This window comes from Roseibium sediminis (genome assembly GCF_008711325.1).
Taxonomy (GTDB): domain Bacteria; phylum Pseudomonadota; class Alphaproteobacteria; order Rhizobiales; family Stappiaceae; genus Roseibium; species Roseibium sediminis.
The window spans coordinates 250,970-266,168 of record NZ_VXDB01000003.1 but is presented as its reverse complement, the minus strand read 5'-3'; the positions used below and the strand labels follow the sequence as shown (position 1 = coordinate 266,168).

The window sequence follows — 15,199 nt, the reverse complement described above, 5'->3', positions numbered from 1 at the left end:
TCAGAAGCTCCGTGTCGGACGATCAAAGACGCGGCGGCCAAAGAGGCTTGCGGTCAGTTCGACCATCAGCCGCGCCGTCTTGCCGCGCTCATCAAGGAAGGGGTTGAGTTCAACGAGATCGAGAGACGTCACAAGACCGCTGTCATGCAGCATCTCCATGACCAGATGGGCCTCGCGGAAGGTTGCCCCGCCGGGAACCGTTGTTCCGACCGCAGGCGCAATCGACGGGTCGAGGAAATCGACATCCAGGCTGACATGAAGGAGACCGTTTGCTGCGGCAACCCGGTCCAGGAACGGACGAAGCAGGGCACCGATGCCATGTTCATCAATCCGGCGCATGTCATCCACACCAGCGCCAGCTTCCAGCAACAGGCGGTGTTCATGCGGATCAATGGAGCGCACACCAAGGATTTCGACATTTGACGGGTCGACCGTGTGCTCCAGCGGATGCCCGAGCAGTACATCAAACCCCTTCAGCCCGCAGGAAAAGGCCAGCGGCGTGCCATGCAGGTTGCCGCTTTCGGTCGTTTCCATGGTGTGGAAGTCGGAATGCGCATCAAGCCAAAGCACAAACAAGGGCCTGCCAAGCGCTGCGGCTGCCGCTGCCTGACCGGGAACGGTGCCAAGGGCAAGCGCATGATCACCGCCCATATAGATCGGGAATTCATCGCCCTTGCCGATCTCGCTTGCAGTTTCGAACAGCACGCGGGTCCAGCCGGCAATCTCATCCAGATGATGAACTGCAGGATTGGCGCAGCTGAGGGGGCCTGTGTCCGGACGCACGAGATTGCCGGCATCGATGACCTTGTGACCAAGGTCTTCCAGGTTTTTCTTCAAACCCGCTGTTCGATAGGCATCCGGCCCCATGAGGCAACCGCGCCGACCGGCGCCCTCATCGACCGGCGCACCGATCAATCTAACTGTTCGTTTCGTCACCCTGTGGCCTCCAGAGAATGGGAAAGGCGCTATGATCTCCCTCACGGGTGGCGCTGTAAATCCGCAGAGTTGACCAATTGGGCATTACTTTTTATCATTTTGGCATCTTCTTCTGATCAAAATGGCAAACATGGACGATCTGGACTATCAACTGCTCGCCTTGCTGCGCACCGATGGACGCCGGTCCGTTTCCGATCTGGCCAAAGATCTGGGTGTTGCCCGGGCAACTGTTCGTGGGCGATTGGAGCGGCTTGTGGAAACCGGCGAAATCCTCGGCTTCACGGCTGTTTTGCGCGATGACTGGCGCGATCTGCCAATTCGCGCTGTGACCCTGGTGGAGATCGCCGGCCGCAATACGGAACCCGCCACCCGCATTCTCGGCGCCATGACAGAGGTTCGGGCCATTCATTCCACGAACGGCAAGTGGGATCTGGTGCTGGATATTGCCACGCGCGATCTGGCTGCTTTTGACGACGTGCTCAACCGCATCCGATTGATTGAAGGCATTGCCAATACCGAGACCAATCTCCTGCTCAATACGCGCAAAAGTCCGGTTGGGGCGGCCAACCACTATGCGGATTTGCGCTCTTGAAACAGCGCTCTGTCAGGCGCTCGCAAATCGGGTAGCGCAGCGGCAATTGGACGGATAGGGTTTTCGACAAACACGCATTTGCAGGATACCCATGACAAAGCCTGTCCCTCCCTCAAGCCTTGATGATGGCCCAGTCAAGATTTCTGTCGGGCCGGAAGCAGAGGCGGATTACAAGGTCGTACGCCGGACCCTGGAACGCATCACGCGCGACTGGCGCGACCAGCCAAGTCTTGAAGATCTGGCGCGGGAAGTTGACCTGCAACCAATCCAGCTGCAGCGGGTCTTTTCGCGCTGGGCGGGGCTGACTCCCAAGCAGTTTCTTCAGGCCATCACACTGGACTATGCCAAATCGCTCCTGCGCGACTCCGCCAGTGTTCTGGACACGACCTTCGAGGTTGGCCTTTCCGGACCAGCGCGCCTGCATGACCTCTTTGTCACTCATGAAGCGATGACGCCGGGCGCCTATCGAACACGTGGCGCGGGGTTGACAGTTTTCTATGGTTTCCACCCGTGCCCCTTCGGATCGGTGCTCATCATGGCGACCAACAAGGGGCTCGCAGGGCTCGCCTTTGCCGATCCGGGCGAGGAAGATGCGGCGTTTGAGGACATGGCATTGCGCTGGCCTGCCGCTGCCTTCGAGGCTGACCTTGAACGCACAAGGCCCTATGCTGATCGGGTCTTCGATCCCGAAACATGGCAGCAGGACCAGCCCCTCAATGTTGTGCTGATCGGGACAGACTTTGAAATTCGCGTCTGGAAAACGCTGCTGAAGATACCGATGGGACGCGCGACCACCTATTCGGACATTGCCAGCCATCTGGGAAAACCGTCAGCTTCTCGCGCGGTTGGCACGGCGGTCGGAAAAAACCCGATATCCTTCGTGGTACCATGTCATCGTGTTCTGGGTCGGCACGGCGACCTGTGCGGCTATCACTGGGGCCTTACACGCAAGCGCGCGATCCTTGGCTGGGAGGCCGGCTTGTCCTCTCCTGTGCTGGAAAGCGTCTAGAAACGGGCGCGTTTCACCCAACAGCTCAAGTGCAGAATTGCCCGGCTTAATGCACTGGCCCTTCGGGCATCGGATACTCTGCGGTGATCGCCCAGCCGAAAGAGGAAAGGTTTTGGGCCGCAAGGTCCGTCACACTGCCTGTCGTCAGGAAATCGACGCTTTTGGGCGGAAAGGGCTGGGAGGTCATGCCATTGTGAACCGAAGCAAAGGCGGCGCTCGTTACTTCGGTCCAGGCCACCATGTCGAGAGGAGCAACCAGAGCGGCCGCCCCATCTGCGCGAATAGCCACCGGATATCCGGCCACTGATCTGAAACCGGTGAAGCGGGCAATGGTGCGATGATAGGTTTCGCTCAAAACCACCTTGCGCAGCTGGAAATAGGCCTCGTCTCTTGTTTGAGCCGAGGCCGCGCGGGATACAAGAAGGTCGCGCCCCTGAACGTTCGTCATGGCTTGCAGGCGATAGGCGAATACCACGCGTTCCGATGCGGTATAGTTCGGGTTCCGCACAAAGGCCGAAATATCCCCAGACCGGGCACCGGCATTTCGAAGGGCACCAACAGCACGTTCTTCAAGCTCTGTCGGAGTGCTGTCGATAATCATCGTGCGCAGGCTGTCGGCTGTACCTGCAGCTTGCGCGATAATCCCCCCCGGTATAAGCGCCGTGATCGCTGTCACTGTCCATTTCCCGGCAGTGGTGACGCTCGCCGTTTCCGTCAGCTTATCGGACAAGGGGGCGTAGGTCGTGTAGGGATCAACATTCAATGCCACGGCCAGCTCCCGGCGTGACCGGTCAGCCCCGGTGACAGCCTTCAAAAGCTCATCCGGCGAACCGGTATTGCCAGTGACGACATTTTCCACACCCTGACCAATGCGGCCAAACAGGCGACCAACTCCACTCACCGTACTTTTTGTCGTTCCCAGAGGATCCTGAACAGCGCTTTTCACAAAGTCTGCCGGACGCTTTGCCGCCTCTTTGAGACCCTCGAGGAAGGACTGATCGGCTTTCAGACTGTCCAGAGCGGCGAGGGCCCTCAGTTCGGAAAGACGCAGCCTCAGAAGACCATCGCCAACCACCTCTTCCACACCTTGCGCCGTTTCAAGCTGGTAGATCCTCAAGAACCCGTCGCTGCGAACGTTCGAGCGAACGCGGTATCCGGGCCCGGTTGCCGATTTTTGCAATACCTGTGAAGCCTGTTGAACGGGCGGAGCCTCAAACTCGTTTGCAAGGGAAGCGCTGGACAAGACCAAGCATCCGAAAACGACCAGTCCTGCGCGTTTGATCAGTTGCATCTTGGGTCTCCCTGAAACTTTGTATTGCCCTGCCTAGTCGGGCGTCATTGCGTTCAGCTTGAGGATTTCTCCCGCCAGATAAAGCGAACCGCAGATGAGCACTCGCGGGCTTTCGCCATCCTTTTGAGCGCAGGACACAATGTCCTGAAGCGCATCTTCAATGGTCTTGAAAGGGGTTGCTTCCAGACCGGCTGTTCTGGCGCAATCAGCCAGTTCAAGCGGGTCAACTGCAATGGACACCGTCGGGATCGGAACAGTCGCCACGTGGCGAACGAGGCCTTCATAGGGCCTGAAATATCCGATAGGGTTCTTGGTGTTCAGCATTCCGGTCACGAGATAGAGCGGTTTCGGGTTCTGCTCCTCACGCTCGCCCATGAAGGATGCAATGGACACCGCTGCATCGGGATTATGTCCCCCGTCCAGCCAGACCTCCGCGTCCTTGGGCAATAGGTCAAGGAGCGGTCCATGCGACAATGACTGGAGGCGCCCCGGCCAGACAATGGACCGCAGCCCTTTTGCAGCGATCTCTTCTCCTGGCCAGAACCCCGCGGCTTTCAACGCAGCAATTGCAGTCGCAGCGTTTGAAACCTGATGCGCACCAATCAGATTGGGCAGGGGCAGGTCGTGGAGCCCGGCTTCATCCTGAAAGGCAAGGCGGCCCTGATCGGCGAAGGCGGTATAGTCCTGACCGAAAATCGACAACCGGTTACGCAAGCGTGCGGCCGCCATTTCCATAACTGGCAGCGCTTCATCCTGCTGGGGTCCGATGACTGCCGGGCAGCCGGGTTTCAGGATCCCCGCCTTCTCCACCGCGATCTCTGCAATGCTGGTCCCAAGATAGGCCTCGTGATCCATGGACACGGGCGTAATCACACAGGCTGCAGGAGACTCGATCACATTGGTGGCATCCAGTCGCCCGCCGAGGCCGACTTCAAGCAACAAGACATCCGCCGGATGTTCCGAAAACAGCAGGAAAGCTGCGGCTGTGGTCATTTCAAAGAAAGTGATTTCACGACCGGCATTGGCCACTTCACAGCGACGCAGGGCATCGATCAGCTTTTCATCCGAGACCAACCTGCCGTCAGTTCCAAGGCGAATGCGCTCATTGAACCTTACAAGATGCGGAGATGTGTAGACGTGACACCGCTTTCCGCTGGCTTCCAGGATCGCCCGCATCGTGGCCGTCACCGACCCTTTGCCATTTGTCCCTGCAATATGGATGACCGGGGGAAGGGAAAGCTCTGGCGAGCCCAACGCCTCCAGCAGGCGCTCCATCCGGTCAAGTGTCAGGTCGATTTCTTTTGGATGCAGGGAATACAGGCGATCAAGGAGTGTCGAGACCTGGTCCATTAGCCCTCTGCTTGCTCAATCGCCGCGCACCGTTTGCTCCGGTCACTCCCCATGAGCAGGACCGGACCCCTCAGCGCCCTGAAGGGTCAAACAGGGTCAGGCCTTTTCGGTTGTTTCCGATTTTTCTTCCGGCTTGGCCGCTGCGACTTCGGCTGGAGCCTTTTCGTCGCTTGCCTGCTCTTCGGCTTCCTCAACGACCGGAAGCTGGATTTCGCGCTTCAGGAGAATGCCGCAAATCCGCGAGATCGTGTCCTTCAGCTTGTGGCGGCTGACAACCATGTCGACCATGCCATGATCCAGCAGGTATTCGGCACTCTGGAAGCCTTCTGGCAGCTTTTCGCGGATGGTCTGCTCGATCACACGGCGCCCGGCGAAGCCGATCTGTGCGCCCGGCTCGGCAATGTGAACATCACCAAGCATTGCGTAGGAAGCCGACACGCCACCCGTGGTCGGGTTGGTCAGGACAACGATATAGGGAAGGCCAGCCTCGCGCAGCATCTGCACACCAACCGTCGTGCGCGGCATCTGCATGAGCGAAAGAATGCCTTCCTGCATGCGGGCGCCACCGGATGCGGCAAACAACACAAAAGGTGTCTTTGCCTCAACCGCCTTCAGCATGCCCGTGAGGATTGCCTCACCGGCTGCCATGCCGAGCGACCCGCCCATGAAGGCAAAATCCTGCACCGCAGCGGTCATTTCCATGCCGTTGACGTTGCCCTTGGCGATCAGAACCGCATCGGTTTCACCGGATTTTGCCCGGTATTCCTTGATACGGTCAGTATAGCGCTTGGTGTCACGGAACTTCAGCGGGTCTGCATGGACCTCTGGTGTCTGAATCCGCTCATACGCGCCATCATCGAAAAACACGTCGAGACGCTTTTTCGCGGGCATGCGCATGTGGTGACCGGAATTCGGCACGACCCAGTGATTTGCTTCCAGATCACGATGGAAAACCATCTCGCCCGTTTCCGGGCACTTGATCCAAAGGTTTTCCGGTACTTCCCGTTTCTTGAGAAGGTCGCGGATTTTGGGCCGTACGAGAGAGTTGATCCAGTTCACGGGAAGCGTGTCCGTTTGTTAAAGGTCGTTGCTACGGTGTTCAGTCAGTCGGCTTTGTCTCACGAGCGGCGTGCGCGAGCAACACCACTTGCAAGATCGGCCACCAACGTGGTTACCGCCGAAACAGTGTTATCGGTTGCAAATCCGGCATCATCAAGGCTGTCACGAATGGCATTGACGAGAACCGACCCGACGACAACACCATCGGCATCCTTGCCGATTTCTGCGGCCTGATCTGCAGTCTTCACGCCAAATCCGACAGCAACCGGCAGGCTGGTGTGGCCCTTGATGCGGTTGACGGCAGAGGCAACGCGGGTCGTGTCGGCAATAGCCGAACCCGTGATGCCGGTGACAGAGACGTAGTAGACGAAGCCTGAGGTGTTGGCGAGAACAGCGGGAAGGCGCGCATCATCCGTGGTCGGCGTAGCAAGGCGAATGAAGTTGATGCCAGCTTCCAGAGCGGGAATGCACAGCTCATCATCGGCTTCCGGCGGAATGTCGACAATTATCAGGCCGTCGACACCAGCGTCTTTCGCTTCGCGAACAAAGGCCTTCGGATCGCGCACATAGATCGGATTGTAGTAGCCCATCAGAACGATCGGAGTGTCATCGTCCTTCTTGCGGAAATCCCGCACCATCTGCAGGGTCTTGGCCATGGTCTGGCCAGCCTTCAGCGCCCGTTGGGTCGCAAGCTGAATCGGCACGCCCTCGGCCATGGGATCGGAAAACGGCATACCAAGCTCGATCACGTCGGCACCGGCTGCCGGGAGCGCGTCCAGAACGGCCTGCGACGTCTTGAGGTCGGGATCACCTGCCGTGATGAAGGTCACGAGCGCCGGGCGCCCTGCTTGCGCACATGCCTTGAACCGGCGATCAATCCGCGTTTCCGTCATTCCAATCCACCCTTGCCGTTCAGGAGCTTGCAAGCTCCCTGTTGCAAGGGATGTAGGGGTGCAGCATTCCCGCTGTCAATGCGCCTTTGACCCCTTGATGTCATTTTCAGCGATGTTCGCTGGCTCCGGGCGGGATTTTTACGCTTCGCGGTCGTCAAAAACGCGCCGGAAGACTGTTCGGGCAACGTGATCCCGCTGAAGGCCCATATCCGCAAGCTGTTCGTCGCTGAGCGCAGACATGTGCTCGTAAAGCGCGGCGGCGGCGCGGGCCTTGCCATAGTTTTCGGCGGCCCGTCTTACACTGCGACCCAGCGATGATACGGAATTGAAGACAAAATCGGCGAATGAAGCGGTTTGGAAGGCAGACATGATCCTGATCCGGTTATCGATGGAGCGGCACCGACCTTCGGCGTCACCAACTGACCGCTACCTAGGATTTGATACCCTTCGGCACAACAGACAGTCCCGGAACGCTGGCTTGCGAAATGAACATGGCTGTCACCCACATTTTTGCCCGGTTCCGGTGCAGCCGGTATGAAAAAAGGCCGCCGGATGATTCCGACGGCCCTTCCAAGACTTTCTGCAAGACTTACTTCGATCAGGATCAGAGATCGAAACCGAGCATTCCGCCTACCGTGAAGACGTCCTTGTCGCCGCGCCCACAAAGGTTCATGACGATGATCTGGTCCTTGTCCATGGTCGGAGCCATCTTGATGACATGAGCCAGAGCATGGGAGGGCTCGAGAGCAGGAATGATACCTTCGACGCGGGTCAGCATCTGGAACGCGTTCAGCGCCTCGTCGTCCATGATCGGCACATAATTCACGCGGCCGATTTCCTTCAGCCAAGAGTGTTCCGGCCCAATGCCCGGATAGTCGAGACCGGCGGAAATGGAATGACCTTCGAGGATCTGGCCGTCATCGTCCTGAAGCAGGTATGTGCGGTTGCCATGCAGAACGCCCGGCTTTCCGGCTGTCAGGGAAGCGCAGTGCTCTTCGCCTTGAAGTCCCCGGCCACCGGCTTCTACACCGACGATCTGGACGTCCTTGTCATCGAGGAACGGGTGGAACATGCCAATGGCGTTGGACCCGCCGCCCACAGCGGCCACAATGGCATCCGGCAGGCGGCCTTCGGCGGCCATGATCTGCTCCCGCAATTCCTTGCCAATCACAGACTGGAAGTCGCGGACCAGCTCGGGATAGGGATGCGGACCAGCCGCCGTGCCAATCAGGTAATAGGTGTTGTCGACATTGGTCACCCAGTCGCGCAACGCCTCGTTCATGGCGTCCTTGAGAGTGCCGGCGCCAGCTGTAACAGGAACGATCTCCGCGCCCAGAAGCTTCATGCGGAAGACGTTCGGCTTTTGACGCTCGACATCCGTCGCACCCATATAGACGACGCAGGGTAGACCGAAGCGGGCACAGACCGTGGCCGTTGCCACACCGTGCTGTCCGGCACCGGTTTCAGCAATGATGCGTGTCTTGCCCATGCGCTTGGCGAGCAGGATCTGACCGATGCAGTTGTTGATCTTGTGCGAACCGGTGTGGTTCAGCTCGTCGCGCTTGAAATAGATCTTCGCACCGCCGAGATGTTCCGTCAGGCGCTCTGCGAAATAGAGCGGCGAGGGACGTCCCGTATAGTGGGTGTTCAGGTTTTCGACTTCCGCCGCAAAGGCCGGATCATTCTTGGCATCCTTGTAGGCCTGCTCCAGATCCAGAATAAGCGGCATCAGCGTTTCGGCAACATAACGTCCGCCGAATATGCCGAAATGACCCCGTTCGTCCGGACCGGTCCGGATGCTGTTTGCCATCGTGGTCATTGCCACCTAACTCCCTGATACATTCGCACCCTTGGCCGCTGCCAGGAATGCCCTGATTAATGTCTCGTCCTTGACGCCAGGCTCCCTCTCCACCCCGGAGGAGACATCCAGCGCCCTTGTCCCGCTTTGCCGTATGGCTTCCACGACGTTTTCCGGGTTCAGACCTCCCGAAAGCATGAAGGGCTTCGCAAGGTCAAGGTCTTTCAACAGGCTCCAGTCATAGGACACCCCATTGCCGCCCGGCAATTCCGATCCTTTGGGCGGCTTGGCGTCAAACAGGATCCAGTCAGCAACTATAGAGTAGAACTGCGCCTGTTCCAGATCTGCCCGTTCAGAAACGGCAACCGCTTTCATGACCTTCACGCCATGCATGACCTTCACGGCAGCGCAGGCTTCGGGCGGCTCGGAACCATGAAACTGGACGATGTCGGGACCGACCAACTCGCGAATGCGCGAAAGGCCGTCGAGATCCATATTGACGGTCACGGCCACGATTTCCGCCCTGCCGCGTGCCATGTCCGCGAGCTTGCACGCCTGAGACAGCGTGACATGACGCGGGCTCTTGGGAAAGAACATGAGGCCGATCATGTCTGCACCCGCGTCCAGCGCAGCTTCCATGGTCGCTTCCGTCGAAAGGCCGCAGATCTTGACTTTCATGTCCTCGCCTCAGGTTCTTGTCATCATGTCCGGTCTTAGCAGACAATCGCCCAAACAATCCAGCCGGTGACCAGCGCCGCCAAAAGCCATGTGGCCGCTATCAGCAGAAAACCCGTCCGACGGTCCATTTCGACAGATTGCAATTCGGCCTTTTCTTCCAGTTCCGCCAGAAGACCGGGCGGCAAACAACGGATGACCAGCCATACGCCCAACGGTACGAGCAGAAGATCATCCAGAAGGCCAAAGACGGGAATGAAGTCGGGGATCAGATCAATCGGTGACAGGGCATAAATGGCAACGATCGCCGCAAGCGCCCTGACGAGCCATGGCACCCGATTGTCGCGGGCTGCGAGCCAGACAAGCACAGCCTTCTTCAGAAGAAGCCTTGCCCAGCGCCGCAGCCGCGCAATCATGCAGTTCTCAGGTCACGTTGTAGGCAGCAATCGCCGCCATGTTGACGATATCGCTGTCCTTCGCTCCCATGGGAATGATCTGTACCGGCTTGTCGAGACCGACAAGCAGTGGGCCGATGACCGTCGATCCGCCGAGTTCCTGCAGCATCTTGGTGGAGATGGATGCTGAGTGGAAGGCCGGCATCACCAGAACGTTGGCCGGGCCGGACAGACGACAGAACGGATAGACCGACATCTTGTCCATGTTCAGCGCAACATCAGCAGCCATTTCGCCGTCATATTCGAAATCGACACGGCGACGATCCAGAATGCGGACAGCTTCCTGTACCTTTTCCGAACGCTCGCCGCGTGGATGACCGAATGTGGAATAGGCCAGCATGGCAACACGCGGTTCGTAACCCAGACGACGGGCAACGTGAGCTGCCTCTTCTGCAATATCCGCCAGTTCTTCCGCTGTCGGCATGTCAATCACGGCGGTATCAGCGATGAGAACGGTCCGGCCACGGGCAAGCGCCAGTGAAACCCCGATCATCCGGTGCCCAGGTTTCACGTCCAGACAGGCGCGAACCGTATCAAGTGCAACGGAATAGTTTCGGGTCAGACCCGTCACCATGGCATCGGCATCGCCCCGTGCAACCATGATCGCAGCCCAGTAGTTACGATCATTGTTGACCATGCGCTGGCAATCGCGCAGCAGGTAGCCCTTGCGCTGCAGGCGACCATAAAGGTAGGCCGCATAATCCTTGCCGCGATCGGCAAGGCGGGCGTTTTGAACTCTGATCCCCGGACGATCAATGTCCACACCGGCCTGCTGGGCAACCGCACGGACTTCATCCTCACGGCCAATCAGGATTGCTTCACCAAGGCTCTGGTTGACGAAGCTTGCAGCTGCACGGATGACCGGCTCTTCCTCACCTTCGGCAAACACAACACGCTTGGGCTGCTGGCGAACCTTGGAGAAGATGCGCTGCAGGGTGCCGGCGACCGGATCGCGTCGCGCCGACAGTTCATGGCGATACTGGTCCATGTCGACGATCGGGCGCTGGGCAACACCGCTGTCCATTGCGGCTTGAGCCACTGCCGGTGGAATTGCATGGATCAGACGTGGATCGAAGGGTACGGGAATGATGTATTCCGGCCCGAATTTCGGACGGGTTCCCCGATAGGCGGCCGCCACTTCATCCGGCACTTCCTCACGAGCAAGCTTGGCGAGCGCCTCCGCGCAGGCAACCTTCATTGCTTCATTGATCGTGGTGGCCCGAACATCCAGTGCCCCACGGAAAATATAGGGGAAACCAAGGACGTTGTTGACCTGATTGGGATAGTCAGAACGGCCCGTTGCCACAATGGCATCATCGCGAACTTCAGCTGCCTCTTCCGGAGTAATCTCCGGGTCCGGATTGGCCATCGCGAAAATGATGGGATTGGGGGCCATCGCACGAAGCATGTCCGGCGTGAGGGCGCCTTTCACCGACACACCGAAAAAGACATCGGCACCTTTCAGAGCATCGTAGAGTGACCGGGCGTCTGTCTCAATAGCATGGGCGGACTTCCACTGGTTCATGCCTTCGGCACGCCCCTTGTAGATAACACCCTTGGTGTCACACAGGGTCACGTTCTGGTGGGGAACGCCCATGGCCTTGACCAGCTCGATACACGCGATACCTGCGGCCCCTGCGCCGTTGCAGACGATTTTGGTCGTTGCCATGTCGCGGCCAGTCAGGTGCAGCGCGTTGATCAATCCGGCTGCGGCAATGATCGCGGTGCCATGCTGGTCGTCATGGAAAACCGGAATGTCCATCAGTTCGCGCAGACGTTGCTCGATAATGAAGCAGTCCGGTGCCTTGATGTCCTCCAGATTGATCCCGCCGAAGGATGGTCCGAGATACCGTACGGAATTGATGAACTCCTCGACTTCTTCCGTATCGACTTCAAGATCGATGGAGTCGACATCAGCAAAGCGCTTGAAGAGAACGGACTTGCCTTCCATCACCGGCTTGGAGGCAAGCGCGCCGAGATTGCCAAGACCCAGAATGGCTGTGCCGTTTGAAATCACCGCAACGAGGTTGCCGCGTGTCGTGTAGTCAAAGGCGCGGCTCGGGTCTTCCGCGATGGCCCGCACGGGCACCGCAACGCCGGGAGAATAGGCAAGCGACAGGTCTCGCTGCGTGGCCATGGGTTTGGTCGGGGTGATTTCCAGCTTACCCGGTCGTCCGTCCTGGTGGAAATTCAGCGCTTCCTGATCAGTGAAGCTGACGGCGGTTTTCTTGGTGTCCTTGGAGGCCATTTATGCAGCGTTTCCTTGCTTGCCATTATTTGCGAAGGGACACAGACCTTATCCCCTGAAAATTGCCCACTCAAGCCGTGATATTGCATCGCGAATATGAAAGCGACGTCGCTGTTTGCTAGGTTCGCCCCATGTCACAGGCTAGCGCTACAAATCCCGCCCCGGCAGACACCAAAGTCACGCCGATGATGGCCCAGTATATCGAAATCAAGACCGCCAATCCGGACAGCCTGCTGTTCTATCGGATGGGGGACTTTTACGAACTGTTCTTCGAAGATGCAGAAGTGGCCTCTCGAGCGCTGGGCATCACGCTGACCAAGCGCGGCAAGCATCAGGGAGAAGATATCCCGATGTGCGGCGTGCCGGTTCATGCAGCCGACGATTATCTGCAAAAACTGATCTCGTTGGGTCACAGGGTTTCGGTTTGCGAACAGACCGAGGATCCGGCAGAGGCGAAGAAACGCGGATCGAAGTCCGTGGTTCGCCGCGATGTCGTGCGGCTTGTCACTCCGGGAACCCTCACCGAAGACCGACTGCTAGATGCAGGTTCCAACAACTTCCTTGCCGCGCTTGCCCGCGTGCGCACAGGATCACTGGATGGGGATGCGGTCTATGGCCTTGCCTGGATCGACATGTCGACCGGAAGCTTTCAGGTCTCGGAAACAGACCATTCGCGCCTTGCCGCCGATCTTGCCCAGATCGCACCGCGTGAGTTGATCCTTGCGGACAATCTCTTGCAGGAAGCCGAGATCCGGATCATTGCCGAACAATCCGGTGGCTCCTTGTCGCCGGTGCCCCGCGCCTTTTTTGATGGTGCAACCGCATCTGATCGGCTTTCCCACTATTTCGGCGTGAAGACACTCGACGGGTTTGGCACCTTTTCACGCGCGGAGCTGACAGCTGCCTCCGGCGTTCTGGCCTATATCGAGAAGACCCAGCTCGGTGAGCGCCCACCGCTTGACCCGCCAACGCGTGAGGCAGGAAGCGGGCGCATGCTCATCGATCCTGCCACTCGCGCCAATCTGGAATTGGCCCGGACCTTGTCTGGTGAAAAGCAGGGCAGTTTGCTGACCACCATTGATCGCACGGTGACGGGTGGAGGCGCGCGCCTTCTTGCCAGCCGTCTTGCAGGCCCCCTTGTTTGCCCGAAAACCATCGGGCAACGGCATGATTCCGTCGATTTCTTCCTCACGCACGAATTGATGCGTGAGCAGTTGCGACAGACCCTGAAAGGCGCGCCGGACATGGCCCGCGCCCTGTCGCGCATCGCGCTTCAGCGGGGCGGCCCCCGAGACATCCTGTCGATAGCCCAAGGCCTGCAGGCCGCCAAAACCATCCTCGACATGACCGGTCAGGCCGGTGACGTTCCGCACGAACTTGCCGAGGCACGATCAAGTCTGGAACAGGCCCCACACCAACTGGGGAGTGAGCTCTCTTCCGCGATCAAGGAAGATCCGCCTCTTCTCAAGCGGGACGGTGGATTTTTGGCTGCCGGCTACAACCCGGACCTTGATGAACTGAGAGCCCTTCGCGATGAAAGCCGAAAGGTGATAGCCCGCCTTCAGGCGGAGTATGCCGAGGAGCTCGGCCTGCGCTCCCTGAAGATCAAGCACAACAATGTGCTCGGCTGGTTCATCGAAACGCCGACGGCTCAGGCTGACAAGCTCAAGGACGACCCGAGCCGCTTCATTCACCGCCAGACAATGGCCGGCGCGATGCGCTTCACCACAACGGAACTCGCTGATCTGGAATCCCGCATTGCGAGTGCAGGCGAACGGGCGATGGCCATCGAGCTGGAAATTTTCGACCGGCTTGCGGACCAGATCATTTCCGCTGGCAACGCCATCAAGGCGGCGGCGCACGGACTATCGATCCTTGATGTTTCGGCTGCCCTCGCCAAACTGGCGCAGGAAGAAAATTACACCCGGCCCCTGATCGATGAGAGCCGTGCTTTCGACATCAAGGGCGGGCGCCACCCTGTCGTGGAACGAGCGCTCAGACATTCGGGCGGAGACAGTTTCGTTGCCAATGACGCAGACCTTGGCCCCGTCGAGAAGGGCGATACCGGCTGCATCTGGCTGATTACGGGCCCGAACATGGCCGGTAAGTCCACGTTCCTGCGCCAGAATGCCCTGATCGCCGTCCTCGCACAAATGGGTGCCTTCGTTCCTGCAAACCATGCCCATATCGGCATTGTCGACCGCCTGTTTTCACGTGTCGGCGCGGCGGACGATCTTGCACGCGGGCGCTCGACCTTCATGGTGGAGATGGTGGAAACAGCCGCGATCCTCAATCAGGCAGGCGATCGTTCGCTGGTCATTCTGGATGAAATTGGTCGCGGGACGGCCACTTTCGACGGCTTGTCGATTGCCTGGGCAACGATTGAACACCTGCATGAAGTCAACAAGTCGCGGGCCCTGTTCGCAACCCATTATCATGAGCTGACGGCGCTCTCCCAGAAGCTGGACCGACTGTCGAATGCGACAGTGTCAGTGAAAGAATGGGATGGCGAGGTCATTTTCCTGCACGAGATCGTGCCGGGCGCCGCTGACCGCTCCTATGGTATTCAGGTTGCCAAGCTGGCCGGACTTCCGGGAAGCGTTGTCGAACGTTCCAAACAGGTGTTGAGCCAACTGGAAGAACAGGATCGCCAATCCCCGGCGCAGGCGCTGATTGATGAATTGCCCCTGTTTGCCGCCGTTCCTAAACCGAAACAGGCGCCCGCAGCTGATCAACCCGATCAGCTGCGTTTAGCCTTGTCGGACATCAACCCGGACGACATGACGCCTCGCGAAGCGCTTGAGAGCCTCTATCGCCTGAAGGCCCTATCGGCGAAGCCTGATCAAGGATAACAGAAGACAGGGCGCACAAGCAGTGCGATGGCGCCCTGTTT

At 58.7% G+C, this 15,199-nt stretch carries 13 protein-coding genes; 3 read left to right on the top strand and 10 right to left on the bottom strand.

Translation table 11 applies throughout. The features are described 5' to 3' along the window. Positions 1-936, bottom strand: coding sequence for an arginase (gene rocF / locus F0155_RS04720; protein WP_150523318.1), 936 nt, complete (start codon positions 934-936; stop codon positions 1-3). Between the two features lie 130 nt (positions 937-1,066). On the opposite strand from rocF, the gene F0155_RS04715 reads away from it, so the two are divergent. Together F0155_RS04715 and F0155_RS04710 are read left to right on the top strand one after the other, a co-directional pair. Beyond that, positions 1,067-1,528 carry an Lrp/AsnC family transcriptional regulator gene (locus F0155_RS04715; RefSeq protein WP_192913757.1) on the top strand — a complete coding sequence of 154 codons (462 nt, stop codon included), beginning with the start codon at positions 1,067-1,069 and terminating at the stop codon, positions 1,526-1,528. A gap of 91 nt (positions 1,529-1,619) precedes the next feature. Beyond that, the gene (locus F0155_RS04710) at positions 1,620-2,537 is read left to right on the top strand and encodes a methylated-DNA--[protein]-cysteine S-methyltransferase (protein WP_150523316.1); all 918 of its coding nucleotides are present in this window, start codon (positions 1,620-1,622) and stop codon (positions 2,535-2,537) included. Positions 2,538-2,583: 46 nt separating this feature from the next. Here F0155_RS04710 and F0155_RS04705 read toward each other — a convergent pair whose 3' ends face one another. From F0155_RS04705 to F0155_RS04665, 9 genes are all read right to left on the bottom strand, one after another. Further along, on the bottom strand, positions 2,584-3,828 hold the full coding sequence (locus tag F0155_RS04705; protein WP_150523315.1) for a hypothetical protein: 1,245 nt from the start codon (positions 3,826-3,828) through the stop codon (positions 2,584-2,586). A 33-nt stretch (positions 3,829-3,861) separates the two neighbouring features. After that, positions 3,862-5,178, bottom strand: coding sequence for a bifunctional folylpolyglutamate synthase/dihydrofolate synthase (locus F0155_RS04700; protein ID WP_150523314.1), 1,317 nt, complete (start codon positions 5,176-5,178; stop codon positions 3,862-3,864). Between the two features lie 96 nt (positions 5,179-5,274). Beyond that, on the bottom strand, positions 5,275-6,237 hold the full coding sequence (accD, locus tag F0155_RS04695) for an acetyl-CoA carboxylase, carboxyltransferase subunit beta (RefSeq protein WP_150523313.1): 963 nt from the start codon (positions 6,235-6,237) through the stop codon (positions 5,275-5,277). Positions 6,238-6,296: 59 nt separating this feature from the next. Next, positions 6,297-7,130, bottom strand: coding sequence for a tryptophan synthase subunit alpha (trpA, locus tag F0155_RS04690; protein ID WP_150523312.1), 834 nt, complete (start codon positions 7,128-7,130; stop codon positions 6,297-6,299). A gap of 138 nt (positions 7,131-7,268) precedes the next feature. Continuing rightward, on the bottom strand, positions 7,269-7,499 hold the full coding sequence (locus F0155_RS04685) for a DUF1127 domain-containing protein (RefSeq protein WP_150523311.1): 231 nt from the start codon (positions 7,497-7,499) through the stop codon (positions 7,269-7,271). A 235-nt stretch (positions 7,500-7,734) separates the two neighbouring features. Further along, positions 7,735-8,949 (bottom strand): tryptophan synthase subunit beta, encoded by a 1,215-nt coding sequence (gene trpB / locus F0155_RS04680; RefSeq protein WP_150523310.1) that lies wholly within the window; start codon positions 8,947-8,949, stop codon positions 7,735-7,737. Positions 8,950-8,955: 6 nt separating this feature from the next. Further along, entirely contained in the window at positions 8,956-9,606 is a 651-nt protein-coding gene (locus F0155_RS04675; protein WP_150523309.1) for a phosphoribosylanthranilate isomerase, read from the bottom strand. A 35-nt stretch (positions 9,607-9,641) separates the two neighbouring features. Beyond that, a complete protein-coding gene (locus F0155_RS04670; protein WP_150523308.1) occupies positions 9,642-10,019 on the bottom strand; it encodes a YkvA family protein in 378 nt (125 codons plus the stop codon). 7 nt (positions 10,020-10,026) lie between these two features. Further along, complete coding sequence (locus tag F0155_RS04665; RefSeq protein ID WP_150523307.1) at positions 10,027-12,306, bottom strand: NADP-dependent malic enzyme; 2,280 nt, start codon at positions 12,304-12,306, stop codon at positions 10,027-10,029. 131 nt (positions 12,307-12,437) lie between these two features. Between F0155_RS04665 and mutS the strand changes: the two genes are divergently transcribed. Then, positions 12,438-15,158: a DNA mismatch repair protein MutS gene (mutS, locus tag F0155_RS04660; protein WP_150523306.1), complete on the top strand. Its 2,721-nt coding sequence runs from the start codon at positions 12,438-12,440 to the stop codon at positions 15,156-15,158. The last annotated feature ends 41 nt before the right edge of the window (positions 15,159-15,199 follow it).